At 39.3% G+C, this 15,767-nt stretch carries 15 protein-coding genes; 1 reads left to right on the top strand and 14 read right to left on the bottom strand.

Going from position 1 to position 15,767, the window contains the following annotated elements; genetic code table 11:
• Positions 1-4: 4 nt before the first annotated feature.
• The 7 genes from G596_RS0100645 to G596_RS0100610 form a co-directional block, all read right to left on the bottom strand.
• Complete coding sequence (locus G596_RS0100645) at positions 5-1,696, bottom strand: MutS-related protein (RefSeq protein ID WP_022759890.1); 1,692 nt, start codon at positions 1,694-1,696, stop codon at positions 5-7.
• Positions 1,697-1,708: 12 nt separating this feature from the next.
• The gene (locus tag G596_RS0100640) at positions 1,709-3,016 is read right to left on the bottom strand and encodes an amidohydrolase family protein (RefSeq protein ID WP_022759889.1); all 1,308 of its coding nucleotides are present in this window, start codon (positions 3,014-3,016) and stop codon (positions 1,709-1,711) included.
• Positions 3,017-3,183: 167 nt separating this feature from the next.
• Positions 3,184-4,008 (bottom strand): purine-nucleoside phosphorylase, encoded by an 825-nt coding sequence (locus G596_RS0100630; protein WP_022759888.1) that lies wholly within the window; start codon positions 4,006-4,008, stop codon positions 3,184-3,186.
• Positions 4,009-4,010: 2 nt separating this feature from the next.
• Positions 4,011-5,966: a serine hydrolase domain-containing protein gene (locus G596_RS20380; protein ID WP_022759887.1), complete on the bottom strand. Its 1,956-nt coding sequence runs from the start codon at positions 5,964-5,966 to the stop codon at positions 4,011-4,013.
• Complete coding sequence (locus G596_RS0100620; protein WP_022759886.1) at positions 5,947-7,869, bottom strand: heavy metal translocating P-type ATPase; 1,923 nt, start codon at positions 7,867-7,869, stop codon at positions 5,947-5,949. Before G596_RS0100620 ends, G596_RS20380 begins: the two co-directional genes overlap by 20 nt.
• Positions 7,870-7,900: 31 nt before the next feature.
• Positions 7,901-8,116, bottom strand: a complete 216-nt coding sequence (locus tag G596_RS0100615; protein WP_022759885.1) for a cation transporter — start codon at positions 8,114-8,116, stop codon at positions 7,901-7,903.
• Between the two features lie 21 nt (positions 8,117-8,137).
• Complete coding sequence (locus tag G596_RS0100610) at positions 8,138-8,455, bottom strand: ArsR/SmtB family transcription factor (protein ID WP_022759884.1); 318 nt, start codon at positions 8,453-8,455, stop codon at positions 8,138-8,140.
• 196 nt (positions 8,456-8,651) lie between these two features.
• On the opposite strand from G596_RS0100610, the gene G596_RS0100605 reads away from it, so the two are divergent.
• Positions 8,652-9,239 (top strand): hypothetical protein, encoded by a 588-nt coding sequence (locus G596_RS0100605; protein ID WP_022759883.1) that lies wholly within the window; start codon positions 8,652-8,654, stop codon positions 9,237-9,239.
• A 32-nt stretch (positions 9,240-9,271) separates the two neighbouring features.
• Here G596_RS0100605 and G596_RS0100600 read toward each other — a convergent pair whose 3' ends face one another.
• The 7 genes from G596_RS0100600 to G596_RS0100570 form a co-directional block, all read right to left on the bottom strand.
• Positions 9,272-9,649, bottom strand: coding sequence for a hypothetical protein (locus G596_RS0100600; RefSeq protein ID WP_022759882.1), 378 nt, complete (start codon positions 9,647-9,649; stop codon positions 9,272-9,274).
• Between the two features lie 6 nt (positions 9,650-9,655).
• Entirely contained in the window at positions 9,656-10,336 is a 681-nt protein-coding gene (locus G596_RS0100595; RefSeq protein WP_022759881.1) for a DUF6553 family protein, read from the bottom strand.
• A gap of 286 nt (positions 10,337-10,622) precedes the next feature.
• Positions 10,623-11,261, bottom strand: coding sequence for an orotate phosphoribosyltransferase (locus G596_RS0100590; RefSeq protein ID WP_022759880.1), 639 nt, complete (start codon positions 11,259-11,261; stop codon positions 10,623-10,625).
• A 127-nt stretch (positions 11,262-11,388) separates the two neighbouring features.
• On the bottom strand, positions 11,389-12,054 hold the full coding sequence (locus G596_RS0100585; protein ID WP_139176152.1) for a TVP38/TMEM64 family protein: 666 nt from the start codon (positions 12,052-12,054) through the stop codon (positions 11,389-11,391).
• Positions 12,055-12,078: 24 nt separating this feature from the next.
• Positions 12,079-13,413, bottom strand: a complete 1,335-nt coding sequence (locus tag G596_RS0100580) for an MATE family efflux transporter (protein WP_026671137.1) — start codon at positions 13,411-13,413, stop codon at positions 12,079-12,081.
• 77 nt (positions 13,414-13,490) lie between these two features.
• The gene (gene hemZ, locus G596_RS0100575) at positions 13,491-15,026 is read right to left on the bottom strand and encodes a coproporphyrinogen dehydrogenase HemZ (protein ID WP_026671136.1); all 1,536 of its coding nucleotides are present in this window, start codon (positions 15,024-15,026) and stop codon (positions 13,491-13,493) included.
• 15 nt (positions 15,027-15,041) lie between these two features.
• Positions 15,042-15,731 carry an MBL fold metallo-hydrolase gene (locus G596_RS0100570; protein WP_026497560.1) on the bottom strand — a complete coding sequence of 230 codons (690 nt, stop codon included), beginning with the start codon at positions 15,729-15,731 and terminating at the stop codon, positions 15,042-15,044.
• Positions 15,732-15,767 lie beyond the last annotated feature (36 nt).

The following is a 15,767-nucleotide window of genomic DNA, read 5'->3' as shown; positions in this document are numbered from 1 at the left end:
TACTTTAAAGAGTCCATAAACCATGCTCTTCGAATCGCTTAGCCATTGACTCTGCCTCACAAACAATATCATCATTATACCCTATGGACTTAAGAAGGCTTATTGCATTTCTTTTTGTGGCAGGACCTACCTTTAGTTTGTAATCAAATGTAACATCGCCATTCTCCATGTCACCCTCAAAATGATGTACTTCAAAGTGATCATGTAAAACCTCTGCCAGTTCTCTGTCGTGGGTGGCAGCAAAACACAAAACCCTTTCCTTGTGTGAAGCAAAAAATTCTAATATTTTTGAGGACGCAGCAATTCTCTCAATTGTGTTTGTTCCTCTTAAAACCTCATCAATAAAGCACAAAACCGGAGCCCCATCATACGCTGCAGAATCAAGGATTCTCTTTAATGACTTAATTTCAACCATATAATAGCTGTCTCCCAGGGTAAGGTCATCCCTAAGCGCCATTGAGGTAAATACTCTGAAAAACGGAGCTTTGTAGGAAGTACATGTACAGGTGTGAATAGATTGTGCCATAATGCTGTTTATTGCACACATCTTAAGAAAAGTTGATTTGCCCGAAGCATTAGAGCCTGTTATCAAAAATCCCTTTTTAGCAGCAAAGGAATTTGGAACAGGGTTATCCATAAGCAGATGCCTGCCGTTTTCGATCTGATACTCGCCGTGATTTTCCATCAATTCCGGCACAGTATATTCGGAAAAAGACGCTCTAAAATATGCAATAGATATGACAGAGTCGATATATCCGATAATTTCGGTCAGTTTCTGGACACTTGGTATCTCCTGCTTAAGTTTCTTATACATGCTGTTGAATTTGATTAGATCAATATGGGTAAGCATTCTGACATAATCCATTATTATGTCAAAAGGATTTCCGCTGCCGGTTGCTCCATACCCCTTGGACAAAATCCAGGAGCCTCTTGAAAAGCCTTTAAGCTTTGAGACACATTCCTTTATTTTATTGATATCATCTTTGAAAATATCACTTTCCGTCAGAGCTAAAGCCTCTCCACCCTTCATGAGTCTAAGGACATAAGAAAAAGTCATAAGATAAGGTGCAAGCGCTGATTTAATCTTAAAATAGGTGACCATATTTACTGCAAATGCAATAATTAGAATCAAAAATCCTAGAGTGAAATTAAAGAAGCTCATCAAAAGTACAGAAAGAACCATTAGTATAAGCATCAACACATGGACAAGATTGGATCCTGCAGAATTTTTATCAATAAGTGGCAGATAATCATAGATTGAATACTTACCGCTTTTTCCAATGCCATGCAGACTTTCCTTCAAATGGATTCTTTCACTTTCATCCTTTGATAAAGCCGATAATTCATTTTCGAGCTTATTAAAAGAACCGTCATCACAGATTTGGGGGCATCTTAGTAAATAATACAGATACTCCTCACCTGACGAAGTCTCACAATAGCTTATTCGGTCGTAAACCTCATCCATCGCAAGGTCATTCCAGGTAATGTCATCAATACTGAAATCCTTATCAGCCATTTTATAATATCCACTGATGTCGGCTCTTTGTTTCTTTATACGAGACGAAGGCGCAGCACCATATTCGTCTGCGCACTTCTTTTTAAATGATCTCTCTTCATTTTTTCTGTTTTGCAATCCAATGAGAAAAACAGCCGCAATAAATGAAGCTATTATCCCCAATATATAAGCTCCGGTCATAGAGTCCTCATCTTATAATTCTTTGTCTATTCTTGCCTTTATCTCAGAAGCCTTTCTATATATTTCCTCAGGACTTACTCCGATATTATATTCATCCTTTTCATAGCGAATGATGCCGCCAATCATTGTCAGAATAACATTTGAATCAGACCCGCTGTAGACGATATTCTTGCAAATATTATTTATAGGCTGCATATTAGGCTTGTTCAAATCAAGCATAATGATATCAGCAAGCTTTCCGGCATCAAGAACATCTGCATCATTAAGTCCCATAGCATGAGCGCCGTTTACTGTAGCCATCTTTAAAACGTCCATGGCATCAATACATGCAGCATCATTTTCGCGAAGCTTTCCAAGACCGGTAACAAGGAACATCTCCCTGAACATGCTAAGGGCATTGTTGCTTGCGGGTCCGTCCGTTCCGATAGCCACCGGAATTCCCTTCTTCAAATAGTCGTTTATCGGAGCGATTCCACTAGCAAGCTTGGTATTTGAACCGGGATTTGTTACCACAAACATTCCGCGCTTTTTCAAAATATCCATATCCTTCTCATCGGTATGTACAAGGTGGTATCCGCCTCCGCCATAGTCAAACATTCCCAGGCTGTCCAGGAATTCAACAGGACTCATATTGTATCTCTCTCTGCATTCAGCAACCTCATGTGCAGTTTCCGAAATATGAGTGAAAACAGGCGCCTTATACTTATGCGCAAGTTCAGCTATCTTTTGAAGCAGTTCCTTGGTACATGTATATTCTGCGTGAAATCCGAGAATATAGGAATTATATTCGTCTTTTCCGTTAAGCTTGTTGTACATTTCCTCAACAAGCTCAGGAGACTGGCTGAAATTATTAACAGCGCCAACCTGAACGCAACGCATTCCGGTGTCTCTGCAAGCATCAGCTATAGATTCGGGAGTGAGGTACATATCAAAAATACTGGTAACACCGCCACTTACATATTCAAGTACAGCAAGCTTAGTAAGATAATAGATATCTTCTGCTGTAAGCTTTGCCTCCACAGGAAAAATCGCATTATTAAGCCAATCCGCAAGCGGCAAATCATCCGCTCTCGACCTTAAAAGAGTCATGGCTGAATGCGTATGCGCATTCTTAAAGCCAGGCATGAGAAGATTTCCCTTGCAATCAATCTCTCTGTCAAAAACCAGCATTGCACCGGGATTTTCCTTGTAATATTCTTCAATCTGATCAGTGGTATCACAGTAAATAATTCTGTCACCGCTTGTCCACAATTCACCCTCAAAGATTTCCTGTCCTTCTCTCATAGTGAGAATTCTGGCATTATAAAATCTAATCCTCATTTATTCACCCCATTAACCCTCATCCGCCTGCTTTGCAGGCACCTTCCCCCAGAGGGGGAAGGCTATATCATCCGCCTGCTTTGCAGGCACCTTCCCCATAGGGGGAAGGCTATATCATCTGCCTTCCCCTTTTAGGGGAAGGTGGCACGAAGTGCCGGATGAGGTCCTTAAAATTTCTTCACACACTCAGTTACAAGTTTCTCAAACAACGGTCCTGTTTTATCAGCAGCTTCCTGTACATCTTCGTGCGAAAGAGGCTTTTCTCTCATTCCTGCAGCAAGATTACTTATACATGAAATACCGCACACGCGCATACCCATATAATGAGCGACAAGAGCTTCTACAACCGTACTCATGCCAACAGCATCCGCTCCGAGAATTCTGAGCATTCTGATCTCAGCAGGTGTTTCAAAAGATGGTCCTGTGAGCTGCGCATAAATACCCTGTTTAAGAGGAATGGCATTTTCCAGAGCAGTCTGCTGTATTATATCCCTAAGCTGCTTATCATAAACACAGGACATATCCGGGAATCTGGTTCCAAATTCCTCAATATTGGGACCGATAAGCGGATTTGGTACGAAAACAGAAATGTGATCAGCTATAAGCATGAGATCACCACAATCAAAGGTATAGTTTATTCCACCTGCTGCATTTGTAAGGAAAAGAATCTCGGCACCGAGAAGTCTCATAACCCTAGCGGGAAGAACTACATCGTTGATATCATATCCTTCGTAGTAATGAACTCTTCCCTTCATACATACAACCGGAACATCTCCCACATATCCGAAAATAAATTTTCCTGCATGCCCGGGAACGGTAGAAATAGGAAAACCGGGAATATCGGAATAAGATATCTCACATTTTATATCAATCTGCTCTGCATAATTACCAAGTCCGGAACCAAGCGTAATTGCAACCCTGGGCTTAAAATCGGTAACCTTTCTGATTGCCTCAACGCAGTTGTTTACTTTTTCGTAAATTGCATTTGCCATATTTAATCATCCTCCATTATTGCATCATCTTCATCGGCGAAAGCTTCTGTATCTGTCAAAGTTCCACCATTACTATCATACTCCAGAGGTTCCTGTTTGTCATGTATTCTGCCGTGCAGTTTCGGTCTTACCGTATCTCTTATGGCAAGTATAAGCGCATCAATCGCTCCGTAATCAGAAAGTCTGTTTATCACAAAACCACTCATGCCTTTACCAACATCAAGATGACCGAATTGGTTAAGAATATCAACAAGCATTCCACTTCCGGGAATTTCATCAAACCTTATGCCTATATTTTTAGGTGGTTTCACTTTTCCGAATGAAAAACATGTATCATGCTGAAGCGGTTCTCTCTTACCAAGATATATATTCATAACTCTCGCAGTAGAATCCTCCATCAGATAAAACTCATTCCTGAGAACAGGTCTGCCATATTCATCTATAGAGAATTCTGACACAACAGAAATAGTATAGATTTCACCATGCTCATCTATATCTGTTACTGCCCTGTATCCATCAAAACCGCATTTTATCTCATGCGTTGTATCGCCTTCTTTTATAAGCAGGAAAAATGCACCTGTTCGACCATCCAGCTTAAAACCAACTGACTTTATACCGTCAGTGTAATTGTTATGCATAACCTGAACGAGAAGCGGCATAAAACCGACACCTTCATCGTCCATATCGTATGAAACTCCATCAAGGCATTTCATTAGAAGATATCTGAATTTAGGGCTCATACCATAAGTGCTGCGCTTTTTCTTCTTGTTCCAACCGCCACCCGCGATACTTGTCCTGCATTCGGGATGATCCTCTGCACTTCTTATGAATTCTTTAAGGCTGTTCTGCTTTGCCAGAACCTCTTTTGTAACAGGTATTGGTTCATCAGAAACTTCAGCTTCAGACATGAGTTTATGAACTGTACCGGACATATTACCCTTCTGAAACAGATCTTCATTTCCTGCATTTGTTACCACCATCATGTTGATGTCCGGGAATACATATACGTTCTGTCCCAGCATTCCGTTAAAGGTATAGGCACCAAGTCTGGAACTGCTGTTCCAGAGCTGGAATCCGTAACCGGGAGAAGTCACCTCGCCTGTTGCTATCTGCATAGAAGTTGCGTCTCTAACCCACTCTTCAGGTAAAATTTCCTTGCCGTCATATTTTCCATTATTCAAATATAGCTGTCCAAGTTTGGCCATATCCTCAATACGAAGATATAATCCCCATCCGCCTTTTGTGATATTCTGCGGACAGCTTTCCCAGAATACTCTCTTAATTCCAAGAGGTTCAAAAAGTCTCGGTTTTAGATAATCAAACATGCTCTCGCCTGTAACCTCGGTCACAATTGCTGAGAGCATGTATGAATTCATTGAATTATACTCAAAAGCAGAACCGGGAGTGAATTTTGTCTGAGATTCGAGAAATTGCTTTCTCCAGTCATTTGAATATACAGAACCTGCCTCATTAAATTCAACGCCGCTACTCATGGTGAGGAGATGTCTTACAGTAAGTCCTTTTGAAAAGAAATACTGAAGAGGCCCCGTTCTGCCGAATATATCTTCAACTTTGTCGTCTAATTTAATTTTTCCTTCGTAGATAAGAAGGCCTATTGCCATTCCCGTTACGCTTTTACACATAGAATGAGTAACGTGCCAATAGTCCATATCAAATGGCTTAAAAGCACATTCTCCGATAACATGTCCGTTTCGAACTGCCATAATTTTGTGCATATGGCAGCTGTTGTTTTCATAGAGACTCTTAAAAAGCTTCTCTATAAAAGCACTGTCTACACCCTGCTCCTCAGGTGTGGATCTTGGAAGATGAGTCTCTCCCTCCGAATCCATAGGGAAAGCCATCTTCTGAGGAGTATAAGTAACCTTGCTGATCTCACCGGTCTTATGCCCGATAAGTTTCATTAAAAGCTGGATAACTTCAAGCTCTGACTTTGCCATTCATGTCCTCTTTCGTCCATTTCATGGCTCTCATGGAATTGAGAATCGCTAGAACTGCTACACCGACATCTCCGAATACAGCCATCCACATGGTTGCGAATCCAAGAGCTCCAAGAAACAGTATCAATATTTTTACGAAAAGAGCAAAGACAATATTCTCCTTGACGATTCTGAGTGTTTTTCTGGCTATCTGTATAACTGCGGAAATTTTACCTATATCATCATCCATAAGGACAATATCCGCCGCTTCGATAGCTGCATCTGACCCCATGCTTCCCATGGCGATTCCGACATCCGCTCTCATAAGAACAGGAGCATCATTTATACCATCCCCGACAAAGGCTACCTTTCCGTTCTTGTTCTCATCAAGAAGGCTCTCAACTCTTTCCACTTTATCTGCGGGCAAAAGCTGTGCAAATACCTTATCTATTCCAACCTTATCGGCAACAACCATAGCTGTATCTTCATTGTCACCTGTCAGCATAATCACCTGTGATACACCGGCTCTTTTAGCTTTGGATATAGACTCTGCCGCGCCTTCTTTTATTGTATCAGATATTATGATTGTTCCAACAAAAAGTTTTCCTTTAGCCACATAAATAATGGTTCCCGGCAAGTCTGATTCCTTAAATTCAATATTATTGCTCTTAAGAAGTTTGGCATTTCCTACATAAATATCTTCAGCACCAAGCTTTGCAGTAATGCCATGACCGGGAACTTCCTTAATATCAGTAAGTTCAGTTTTATCATCAGTAAGAGAGCTATTATTTTTATGAATTTCATCATGATACTCAATTACTGATCTGGCAATAGGATGGTTTGAAAATTTCTCAGCACCTGCAGCGAGGCAAACAATCTCTTCTTTTGAAAGATTTGCAGCAGGAATTATCTCAGAAACCTTGAATTCCCCCTTTGTAATGGTTCCTGTCTTATCAAGAACCAGAGTACTTGCCTCCGCAATTGCTTCAAGATAGTTACTGCCCTTTACAAGTATTCCCATCTTAGAGCTTGCACCAATGCCTCCAAAGAAGCCAAGCGGCACAGAAATCACAAGCGCGCAAGGACAGGATACAATAAGGAAAATACATGCTCTTTTTATTGAATCAGAAAAAGGCATGATTCCGAGAAGTGGCGGTATTACTGCAAGAAGAACAGCTCCGATTGTAACAACAGGTGTGTAATATTTTGCAAAACGTGTGATGAAGTTCTCCATTCTTGATTTTTTATTACTTGCGTTTTCCACAAGCTCCAAAATCTTAGAAACTGTTGAATCCTCATAATTCTTGGTTGTGCGGATTTTAAGAACACTGTCCTTATTAACACATCCGCTTATTACTTCTTCGCCCTCTGAAACTCTTCTTGGAACTGACTCACCTGTTATTGCAGAAGTATCTACAAAAGATTCTCCTTCAGTAACAACACCATCTATCGGAATCTTCTCACCGGGCTTTATCAGAAGCATTGTTCCGATCCCAACTTCCTCTGGATCAGTTTCTACAGCCTCTCCATCATCCTGAATTACATTTGCATACTCAGGAGCAATACTCATGAGCTCTGTAATAGATGCTCTTGATTTTCCGACTGCATAGCTCTGGAAAAGCTCACCAATCTGATAGAACAGCATAACCGCAAGAGCTTCTGTATATTCACTGATGGCGAATGCTCCAAAGGTGGCGATCATCATAAGAAAATTCTCATTGAAAACCTGTCCGTGGGATATATTTATAAATGCCTTTCGGAGGACATCATATCCGATTACAAGATATGGAATAAGGAATATCACAAAGCTGACATACCATGGAAATGCTTCAAAGGCTCCCATATGCTCTGCTATAAGGAGTACTATAAAAGCAATAAGTACTCCTATTATTCTATTTCTGGTTTTCTTCATCTTCTTAGTCATAATGATCACGCTTTCATATTATGTAGTATTTTCAGATTTCGATATTACAATCAGGCTCAACCTTTTTACATGCCTTAACTGCTGCATCAAGAATCTCTGCATATTTGTCATCATCGGCTTCAAGTGTAAGCTTCTGGGTCATGAAATTAACTCTGGCACTCTTTACACCATCAATCTTATTAATTGCTTCTTCCATCTTTGCAGCACAGTTAGCACAGTCAACTTCACATTTGTAGGTTTTTTTCATGATTTTTTTCCTCTTTTCTTTTTATTTTTCTTCTATATGTTCACGTCCCATTGAAATAATTGTTCTAACGTGATCATCTGCCAGGTAATAGTACATCTGCTTGCCTTCACGTCTGCTCTTTACAAGGCTGTTCATCTTAAGAATCTTCAGCTGGTGTGATACAGCCGATTGAGTCATTCCAAGATTTTCAGCAAGATCATTCACACAGAATTCAGACACAAATAAGGCAAACAATATTCTGATTCTGGTTGAATCGCCAAAAACTTTGAACAGTTCAGCGAGATCGTACATTTCTTCCTCATCCGGCAATTCATCCAGATTACATGATAGTTTTGTCATCGGTTCCGGTCTCCTTTCTGTATATTTCATAATGTTTTACAAAAATTTATTATATTACATATGAGCATTTGTTCATATGTTGATTCAAATATACCCCCATCGAATTTATATGTCAACACTACTTTTAAATATTTTTCAGAAAAAACATGATAAAATTTATTAAATAGATTTTTGAAGGAATTATGGGACTTGTTTTATGAATGAAACTTCAAATAGATATGAATATCTTACGAATAAAGCACGTTTAATCTTAGATTCAGGAAAGGGCTATCGTGACAATACACTCTTTCCCGAAATAAGTGCGCTTTCTACAGACAAACGTGATCCTATAGATGTTGCCACCACCGAGATAATGCGCTGCGGCAAATATGAAGTGTGTGACTTTATTATCAACCACTATTCATCATCTTTGTCATATCGTGATTACAGACTTCTGGCTAACCTTGTCTATGAAATTAAAACTACGGGTTTTCCTATAATAGATTCAATAAAAAACGATCAGCTAAGACGCGTTGTAAATAAACTTACCTCTCGATTTAACTACTGCTTATGGCTCTGCGCATCTCCTGATGATATCTATAATCATTACGTAAAAGAATATATCCCCAAAGCCGATAAGCTAAAACCGGGATATGCTGACTCCTGCCCTGATTTTAGTATAAAAAGCTCCCTTTCCTTGGAAGAATACAAAAACAGGTATGTTGAAGAAACAAACATACCTACAGATAATATAATTCTATGCGATTTAGGAATAGAAGGAGTTCTGATAGCATACTCCAATTAAGCTTTATACAGCTTATGCTCCGGGCTTTGTCATTACAAATTTTTAAGGACTTTAACTATATGAGATCTTCCAAGCATTTTATCAAAATGAGGAAGTTTTCCAAATTCTTCGGTAAATACCTCTTGTCCGTTAGAGGATAAAATGTCATTTCTCTTTGTATAAGAAGGACCGATGTCCTGTAATTGGTAGACATAAAATGGCCCAAACACCATTAAAGGTATAAGTATTGTTCCCAGCACAATCATCGGAAATGCTGCATCTATATAATCAGCCACTTTTTGTAAAATAAACATAGTTAATGAAAACCAGACTCTTACCCATATGATGTAATATGCGATGATTCCAATAGCTGAAAATAGCTTGTGAACTAATTTGCCGGTTTTAAAAATATCAACCAGACGGTGTATCATTATAAATCAGTGATCCTTTCCATTCATATATTCCTGCCACAAGGATGTACCGCTTTCCAATAGTCTGCAGTAAGTTTCCTTGAAAATCTTATATAGTGGCTTCGCTTCTTCAATCAGTTCATAATCCATAGGAATTTCATATAATGCTGTATCTATATCAGATATAACCTTCATAGCCGCATCCTTATCCTGCATGTGGATCATACCACCAAAAGCAGAGCCATAGGTTTTATCATTTATGCAGACTTTAATGTAACTTACCGCAAAGTCAACCCATTCCTCAAGCTGTAATGAAAGATAATCTTCCTCTTTTGCCGCTGCATTATCAACCAATCCAAGCTCTGACAGGTAACCGGCGCATTGAGCTTTTCTTTTCTTGTTAAAAAGGCTTATTCCCGATGCTCTGTTCATAGTCAGAAGCATCATAAATGCATGCATATATCTGTCAATCCACTGGCCACCTTTATTTTCATATCTGTGGTCAAGCACCTGAATTCGCATAGCAGCCTCGTCTGCTGACGCCGGCGGATTTAAACAGTTATACTTTATTGCTGCTTCATGGATTTCATCTGTCCCTGCAATTACAGACAGAAGGTAATCTCTCCTCTCTGCAATATCCTCAATCTCATGATAATTATTTATATCTCTTTGATGACTGTCATTATATATATCTGTATTCCTAAGCATATATGTCCTCTACCAATTTGCACGTGATCAAAAATGTTATTAATCATTTTTGACATGACTTATATTCTATCATATTTGACGTAATTTGCTATCCGTAATAAGCTAATAAACATGAAACATTCAGAGACAAGAAAAGACAGTATAATATCCTTAATAATGAGTACTTACTCAGCTTAAGCCTTCGCGAGTAAAGTCATTAAAACGCGCTATTCAAAATACAGAAATATCATGACATAAATAATCCCCGGACACTAATCCGGGGATTACGTATATTATCAATTTGTTTTTATAAAGTAGAATAACCAAAGCCGTTACATATAGCATCAACGGGATGGCCTTCCTTACAAAGCGGGCATCCATCCGGAGGATAGCAAGCATAATCAGGAAGCTCTCTTGATGAGAAAAGCGACCTTATCGGATAATTCTCTATCTGAGTAGCTACAGAGAAGAAAGCGGCAATTCCGACAACCTCACCTTGGTAGAACCTTACGGAATCAAGAGCACTCTTAAGCATACCACCGGTGGTTACTGAATCAGACAAAATGAGAACCTTTTTGTCAGTGATCATGTGCTTATTATTATCTCTGAACATGATCTGTCCGTTTACGTTATACTCGGGACCTGTGATATACATCGTCTTATGTGCATTCTTGGAAATAACCCCGGCTCTTGTAAGTGAATCAGCAAGGTAAGATCCAACAACTTCCATACCGTTCAGGCAAAGAATTGTATCAATCACTTCTGACGCAATATAGAACTCAGCGAGCGACTCACCGGCAGCTCTTGCTTCCTTCATTCTGGCCTTGGTATCACACAGGTCAATGAAGTAATTAACATGTGCATTAGGGGTAATAAAATGTCCCTTGGTGTTACGAAGAATTACATCAGTATTTCTCGAATACTCAATCTTGGTATAGCCTTGCATAATTCCTCCTCCTTGAAATTTATTCTAAGTAAAGCAATTCTACTGAAAGAATTCACATAAACATAATAACATAACAAAGAAGATAATATTCTTAAATTAGTGAATTATTTATACAAATTTTAGATTATTAGTCACCTTTTCGTGCCTTATGCATCTTTAGAAAAATTACGGCATAAACAATCACTGCAATGGTTACTCCAAGAATAAGAACACCATATTGCTTCTCCTGAATCTTATTACCGCCAAAGGAATATATAAAAATATGAGTAAATCTCGCTATAAAAGTAAGAGGGATCCATAGAAATACACTTTCCTCGGAATAATACCCAAACCAGGCATAGGTGTCTTTAGGAAGTGGAAGAAGCATAAACATTATATGTATAAGCTTAGGGTTCCCTTTTTTTATATACTTCTCCACAGATTCTATCTTCTTTTCTGAAAACAGATTCTCCAGTAACTTTCTGCCAAATTTTCTTCCGATTAAAAAAGCAATTGTATTTCCTGCCGTTGCTGAGGCATCACATAATAGTGCTCCTTTAAAACCACCAAGGACATAACCTGCTCCCATATAGAACGGTGTCCCGGGAATACAAGTTGACATTGTTTGTATCATCACAAGAAAGCAAAATACCAAAAGTCCTTTTATTCCTTTAGACTCTATATATTGCTTTAGTTCATCCGGATTACCGACAAAATCAATCATTGGTCTGCCCACAAAAAAATAAACTGCGAGCAAAAACAATACTATGAAGGTAATGATCAAAATTCTTCGAACTAAATCTTTTCTTTTCAAATCAGCAAAATCCTTACAAATAGTTTACTCTTTAAAATGTCTTATCTCTGAATAGGCCATGGGAATCGACACTAAAATCGAAAAAATATCAGCAACTGCCTGTGTGATTTCTACTCCGAAAAGGCCAAACAGTTGTGGTAGTAATAAAATCATGGGAATAAAGAATATTCCATTTCTGCAGGAGGCCATAATTGAAGCCTTTACACCTCGTCCTATGGACTGAAGCATCATGTTTGTCATTACTATACATCCGCTAAGAGGGATTGTTGCCGAAGTCCATTTAAGGGCCACGGATCCTACTGCTATAACTTCGGGATCATCCCTGAAAACAGCTATAATCTGCGGAGCAAAATAAAAGCAGACAGCTCCGACTATACATAAAAAGATTGTGGAATACTTCACGCAGAAAAAATACCCTTCCTTAACACGCTTTTTTAGCCCTGCTCCATAATTAAATGAGCATACAGGCTGGTAACCCTGTCCAAATCCAATAAGCGCTGAGGACATCATCATCATAACTCTTGTATTCACTGACATTCCTGCAATAGCTGCATCCCCGCCGAAGGTTCCTGCCGCCTTGTTCATCAACAGAGACGCAATTGCCGCCAGAGCCTGTCTGAAAAGCGATGGCGCACCACCATTGGTTATCTCTTTAATGTAATAGCTGTTAATATGAATATTTTTAAAGCTTAGTCTTATATTTTCGCCCTTGCTGCTTCCGACAAGTAGAACTATAAAGCTGGTAATCTGTCCCATAATTGTTGCAACCGCCGCACCAGTCACTCCCATGTTAAATACAAAAATAAGAAGGGGATCCAGTACCATATTCATAGCGGCGCCGCACATCAGTCCTACCATGGCATACACAGCACTACCCTGAAACCTGAGCTGATTGTTTATAACAAACTGTCCTGTCATAAAAGGAGCACCGATAAGAATGATTCTCATATACTTTCTGGTGTCCTCAAGGGTTGTCGGTGTAGAACCAATCATCATTGCTATATCATCAACAAAAATATTACCAACAATGGCAATTATAATTCCGAGAATTATAGCAAGAGCAAATCCTGTTGATGCCATTTCATTTGCTTCCTTGGTCTTCCCTGCACCAAGCATTCTGGATAGAAAATTTCCTGAACCATGTCCGCAGAAAAAGCCTGTAGCCTGAACAAGTGCCATAACCGTAAAAACTATTCCAACTGCAGCGGTCGCCTGTGTTGATATTTTTCCTACAAAAAAGGTATCAGCAGTGTTATATATACCGGTTACCAACATGCTTATAATGGTCGGAACAGCCATTTTCAGAATAAGCTTTGGAACCGGTGTTGTTGTCATCATCTCGTATCTGTTCTGTTGCACTTTAATGAAACGCTCCTTTTCTTATACCCCCTCATCCGGCACTTCGTGCCACCTTCCCCCATAGGGGGAAGGCATTACTATGTAAACAAACTCTTTTTTCTCTCAATCATGTCATTGATGTTATTCATGTAGAGTGTGACGTCCTTGACGTTGTCACAACGCTCAATTCTACCATCACCGTAAACCCTCTTGGTTACAGTTCCCGCACCGAGAGCTACTATTGATTGCACTTCCTCCATCATAAGAATATTGTAAATCCCGGCTTTACCTTCACGAGCATATCCGGTATTTTCAAGATTTCCTGATATATTTTTCTGCCTATAAAGATAGTAAGGTGTAAGCCCCATATTTGCAGCACCTTCTTTTGCTATCTCCATCATTCTTCCGGTATCGCCTGCAACAAAGAAGCCATTGTTTCTTATATGCTCAGCAAGCCTTGAACCTCTTTTCACAGATAAACTGTGTACAGTAAGATCATCCGGATTAAGCTTTATGATTTCCTGCATTGTATGTTCAACGTCAGCTTCAGTTTCACCCGGAAGCCCAAGTATGATATCCATATTTATATTGTCGAAGCCTTCTTCTCTGGCCATGTTATATGCATTTATGAACTGCTCAACGGTATGCTGTCTTCCGATACGTTTAAGAGTCTCATCGCTCATCGTTTGGGGATTAACGGATATTCTGTCAACTCCGCACTCTTTCATTGCACGAAGCTTCTCTCTGGTAATGGAATCAGGTCTGCCGGATTCAACGGTAAACTCTCTGCACTCGCATAGGTCTATCTTTTCTCTGAGATAAGTGATTAGTCTTGTCATCTCATCAGGTTCAAGAGTTGTAGGTGTACCGCCTCCGATATAGACGGAATTAACAACCTTTCCTTGAAAGGTCTCTGCCACATAATCAATCTCTTTTTCGAGACACCTTATATAATCACTTACCTTCTTTTTCCATGTAACTATAGGAAAAGAAGTAAATGAACAGTAAAGACAAGTGGTAGGGCAAAAGGGAATTCCAAGATATATGCTGTATCCATTTTCATAGTTGATATCATCAAGGATTTTCTTTTCTCTGAGTGCAATATTATAGGCCAGATCAGTCTTTTCATCAGATACAAAGAATGTCTCCTGCATATATTTTCTAATCTCAGCTTCATTCTTTCCGGATTCAAGCATCTGCATCGGAATTCTTGTAGGTCTTATTCCGGTAAGTGATCCCCAGGGAAGCTCATGACCTATTTCATGGGAAAGCTCCCTATACATCATCTGCTTTAATGAATTCTTGGGTGTTGATAGAGAAGCCGTGCTTCCGTTTGTAGAGCTTTCACTGCTAACCTCAGCGCTTTCTTCGTTGCCGCTTACACCATTCGAAGCAATATCGCATACTGTTTCTGCTTCCTTACAAACTCCATCACTATGAATAATCTTCATCGAGATTTTTCCGGCTTCCTCTTCCAGAATAATCTCAATTTTGAAAAGAATATTTTCATTATCACCCTTAGAACTCAGCTCATCAAAAGTAAGAACACTCACATCCTCTTTTGGATAGAAAGCCTTAACCAGTGAATGTATATCGTATTTAAATTTATCTTTATTTATCAAAACCTGAATCATAACTAACCTAAAACCTTATAAATACATATTATTCATTTTTTCATAACCTATTGTTGTTGAAGGTCCATGTCCGGGGAACACTTCTGTATCATCCGGAAGCCCCCATAACCTTTCATGACATGAACGGACAAGTGTAGACATAGATCCTCCGGGGAAATCCGTTCTTCCGACAGAGCCTTCAAATAGCGTATCACCGCTAATCAGAATATGGTCTTCTTCAAAATAATAGCAGCAACTGCCTTCTGTATGTCCGGGCGTAGCAATAAGTTTAAATCGTAAACCGGCAGCCTCACACTCATCCCCGTCACATAGATACTTGTCAGGTTTAACAGTTAAATTTTCTCCGAATTGACTGGAAAGATTATAATCAGGATCCTCGCAAAGTCTCTTTTCTTTTTCATAGATAAAAACTTTAGCTCCAGAAAGCTTTCTTAGTTCATCAACACCGCCTATATGGTCAAAATGTGCATGAGTAAGGTAGATAGCATCTACCTTAAATCCATGATTTTTTAACTTTTCGTATATCAGTTTTCCGAGATCGGCAGGATCAAAAAAAACTACCGGCGTAAGATCATTTTCATCTGTAACCGGAGCATTTTCACTATGATCTTTACCATCTTCCTTATAAACAAAATAGCAGTTAGTCTGTACCATTCCAAGGCACATTGATCCAACTGCCGCAGTTCCTATTTCTTTATTTGACATCTTTTTACCTTTCTAACCTCATCCGGCACTTCGTGC

The sequence above is a fragment of the Butyrivibrio sp. AD3002 genome (assembly GCF_000420905.1).
In the GTDB taxonomy this organism is placed as follows: domain Bacteria; phylum Bacillota; class Clostridia; order Lachnospirales; family Lachnospiraceae; genus Butyrivibrio.
The sequence above is the reverse complement of the archived record's forward strand: the minus strand, read 5'-3'. Positions and strand labels throughout refer to the sequence as shown.